Origin of the sequence: Streptomyces sp. MUM 2J (genome assembly GCF_022414535.1) — a bacterium.
Lineage (GTDB): Bacteria > Actinomycetota > Actinomycetes > Streptomycetales > Streptomycetaceae > Streptomyces.
In genome coordinates, this window is record NZ_JADWYM010000092.1 from 1 (window position 1) to 3,899 (window position 3,899).

The 3,899-nt window shown below is 66.5% G+C and carries 3 protein-coding genes; all 3 read right to left on the reverse strand.

What is annotated here, in order from left to right:
* Positions 1-116: 116 nt before the first annotated feature.
* Positions 117-875, reverse strand: a complete 759-nt coding sequence (locus I3F54_RS31725; protein ID WP_240122383.1) for a hypothetical protein — start codon at positions 873-875, stop codon at positions 117-119.
* 908 nt (positions 876-1,783) lie between these two features.
* Positions 1,784-2,245, reverse strand: a complete 462-nt coding sequence (locus tag I3F54_RS31730; protein ID WP_240122384.1) for a hypothetical protein — start codon at positions 2,243-2,245, stop codon at positions 1,784-1,786.
* A 590-nt stretch (positions 2,246-2,835) separates the two neighbouring features.
* Positions 2,836-3,899, reverse strand: a 1,064-nt coding sequence (locus tag I3F54_RS31735; RefSeq protein ID WP_240122385.1) for a hypothetical protein, incomplete at its 5' end; no start/stop codon positions are given.

A 3,899-nucleotide genomic window follows, 5' to 3' on the forward strand; every position in this document is an offset into this window, starting at 1 on the left:
AGAAGCGGCGACGCTTCGGCCGCGGAGCGGGATCCTGCTCGGAAGAATTGGTACGGGACATGCGGATCGGTGCTCCTGTCGCGCACGCCCACAATATCTGATCATTTCAGGGCGTCTCACCCAACGGTGTCAGAGAGGGTCCTGGCATCGAGTTGCTTCTTCATACGCTGGCTGGTGGCAGCGTCTGTCACCCAGCCGACAGCACTGGCGGCGTCCAGGGCAAGCGACGCTGCGGTCACCGTCCCCGCTTTCAGCTGTTCATCGGCCTCAGTGAGCAGTTGCGCCGCGGCAGGCCGGTCCGCAAGCAGGCCAAGGCGCCCGGCCCGCGACAAGCCGAGCACGAGGACGTTCCGCGCGCTTCGTGCTTCCGGACTCTGCGCCGCCCACGGTTCCACGGTGAAGGCCGGTATTGGCTCGTCCAGGACCTGCAGCACATCCACCTGTTGCGCCCATATCTGCACATTCTGCAAGGTCACGTTGCGGGTGAACGCTTCGCTTGCCGCTTGGAGCACAGATTCCTCCTCCGGCGCCGAGACTGTTCCTCCGGCCAGACGATAGGTGGCGAGCCAGGTCGCACGGTCCAGCGCGGTCCCGTGCGAGAAGAGCTGCGTCCGCAGGCCTTCCAGCCCCTGCCTCAGACGCTCGTCCTTGGTGGGCAGCCCCTCGGCCATGCGCAGACGCTCGGCTTGGTAAGAGGCGTCCAGCCGCCCCTGATATGACTGTGCCTTAGACATCAGCCCGTTCTCCAGGAGATGTCGCTTGATCCCGGGTGAAACGGCCGCCGCTGCGGACTGCTGATTCGACACGACGGCCAGAGCCCGCGCCACCATCCATGCCATCTGCGGGTCGGCTAGATCCCCCTTCTCGGGGGTCAAGACCTCTATTAGCTTTGCACGCCGGGAGGAGAGGTCCGTCTTGGTGAGGGAAGCGGCCAGAACATATGCGGCTGTGTCTGTCAGCTGAACGCTGCGCTCCTCGGCCGATGCTGCTCTCTGCGGAGGCGACCAAGCATCGACCCTGACCGCAGTCTCCTTGGGCACTGGTGATCCGACCAACTCGCACGCCCTGGCCAGGTTGTACTCCACGACCATCTGGGGCTCGCTGGGCGACGGAAAAGCATGAAGCCAGTCCGCAACACGCGCACGGTCTGCGGACCGAAGCGGGGAACCGAACTGTTGGAGTCCCTCCAGCGCGGCTGTGGTCTGGCTCAGCTTCAGTGGAGCCGCAGGTTCCTGAGGGCTCTCGGGAGCGGGATCTCGGAAGTATCCATCGCCTGTGAGCATTCTCCGCAAGACCTGGACATCGGCCTCCGTGTGGACGGTCTTGCCGGTTGCCTGCTCCAGCAGCCCAAAGTAATAACGCCCCCACAAGGGGTCCTTCTCAGCCCACGGGGACAGCCGCTGCCTGATCTCTGGACCGGGCAGTGAGACGTGGACCGGCTCACCGGCCGCACGCAGCGCGGACAAACCGTACGCACTCTGGTAGAGGCCTGGCTCCTTCACCGCCGCGAAGGAGTGCATGAACAGCCCGTCCTCCCCCCGAAATCCGTCCAACTGCGTGCTCAAAGCACGCTGCCGCTCGTCCAGAGGGGCCGCGTGGCTGCCAGCCTTTGTGAACAACCGCCATCCACCGAGCAGACTGGCCACAAGGACTATCACAACAGCGCAGCCTGCCAGGGCAGACCAGCCTGGTCTCTTCATCTCAATCCACTTCCCCGTACGACTCGCCCACCAGAGCTGGGGAGGGGCCCGGCCCACGAGCCGGGCCCCTCCCCGCAGCAGGATCAGGTGCAGGCCGTGGCCCCGCCCTTGACCCCGTTGCTGCTGTTGTAGAGGTAGGCATACGAGCACGTGGTGACGGTCGGGAACAGACCGCCCTTCACCCGGACCTGCCCACGCAGGTCCGATATGTTCGCGTTGGTGTTCGTCCAGTAGATCGAGCGCGTCCTGGTCGCGCTGGAGCCACTGTTGTAACTTCCGCTGCCCACCGACACGCTGATGGTTCCGCTGGACACGGAGACCTCAGCCGTGTTCTTGACCCAGGTGACCCTCTTGTTCACCTTGGACGACGTAGCCCAGGAGCAGGCACTGGACCAGAAGTTGCAGTTCCAGGCGTTAGCCTGAATCGTGATCCCCCCTGCCAGCTTCGTGGTCGACGAGTCGCTGGTCGCGGACGACGGAGCGGCACCGGCCACCAACAGACCGAGCGCCGCCACCCCCACTGCCGCTGCATGCTTAAGGCGCATGTTTCCTCCCCGATTATCCGATCTGTGGTTGATCACAGATCTGGTCGAGAAGGAACGTAGCAGCGGGGACCGACCCAAGATCACCTCAAAGCGACACAGGCGGCCAGGCGATGCAGAGCCGTTATCGAAGTATGAGGTTTCCTTGAGCTTTCAGCACCCTCAACCTTTGACGTTCTGATGGTTCGTCAATCAAGGCACCCACACGAGTGAATGGTCTCAGGGTCGGCGACGCTCTCCCCCGCCGTCCAACCGGTGATGTCGAGCAGCAGCTCGGCGTCCTCTACCTGATGGCGATCAGCCAGTGGGCCACGCACGCCCCCGCGGCTGCCTCGCTGGGATCGCCCGCACCATCGCGCACTTCGTTGCCAGGTCCTCGCCGACGCCCTGGGTCACACCCCCCAACCACCCGCCGGACACCTTGTGCCGGGAGGCGATCTCATCCGCGCGCAGCGCACCGATGAACGCCAGGCCGACCACCAGGGGCAGCACGAACGCCGTGTTCCGCCACTCCAGCGCGAGGTGCGGCCGCGTACAGCGTCGCGTTCAGCATCCCGGGTTCGACAGTTGGTGGGCATGCGGCGGTGGCGGATCTAGGGGCTGACCTGCGGTGATGGGCATGGGGAGGCTCCGGGGCCGTTTGCCCATGGCTCCGGAGTACGTTTTCCCAGGTCAGTGGCTATTCGGGGGCGGTTCACCGTCTGCAGCTCGACCGGGCCGGCCGAGAGGTGGACCGGAAACGACGCCCGCAGGCCGGCGCTGCCGAGGACGTAGAACCGGCCGCCGACCCAGCCGACGCCCACGTCGAGATCGGCCCGGACCAGGTCCTTAGGGATGATCGCCTCAATTAGCCCGCCGGCGCCCCCGACGTCGAGCAGCCACTGGCCGCCGACCGTCGCCAGCTCGACAATCAGGTCCGTGCCACCGGCACCGGCCCGGGCACCGAACGCGACGGTCAGCTCCCGAGCCCGCAATCCGGAGCCGCTCGGCAGACCGACCAACGGGATGGGCTGCGCGCCGCGCCGGGTGAAATGCAGGACCAACTCGAGTTCGTCGGCTGTCCCGGTGGCCGGCGCGGCGTTGGACAGGCCACTGAGCATGGTCGGCGTCTGTCCCGGCCGCTTGAGAAGTGCGACCCCGGACGGTCCGGGCGGAGTGCGGATCTCCAGCCGCCACTTGGGGCTGAGTTGGAATGACCGCTCCGAGGTGCCGGCGACGACCGCACCGAGCATCACCCCGCCGTCTGCAGCCCCGGGCACCGTCGGCCGCAGCGCTGCGAGCACCACGCTGACATCGAGCGGGTTGCCGGCCAGCCCGGACAGCAGTTGCACCGAGATCGACGGCAGCGGGTCGGCTGCGGCCTCCGGTACCGGCCGCCCCAGCACAACCGCCTCAGCCTCGGCATCGAGAAGGCCGGACAGCGCCGGCCGGCCCAGGCTGGAGAGCACAAGGGCCAGCGCGGTCGAGAGCTCGCCGATCGCAGCGGTCGGCCTGCCCCAGCCGAAAAGTTCGGTGAACAGGCCGGCCGGGTTGGTCAGCAGCGTGACCAGCCGGTCGAAGCGCAGTGCATACCGCAGGTGTTCTGTCCGGAATGGAGTTGCCCCGGTCTGACGGACACGGGCGGGCTTGTGAGCTATGCGGCGGCGTAGAGGACCTT

Coding starts and splice junctions, on each gene's coding strand:
- I3F54_RS31730 (WP_240122384.1), bottom strand. CDS start 2,245: ATGCGCCTTAAGCATGCAGCGGCAGTGGGGGTGGCGGCGCTCGGTCTG.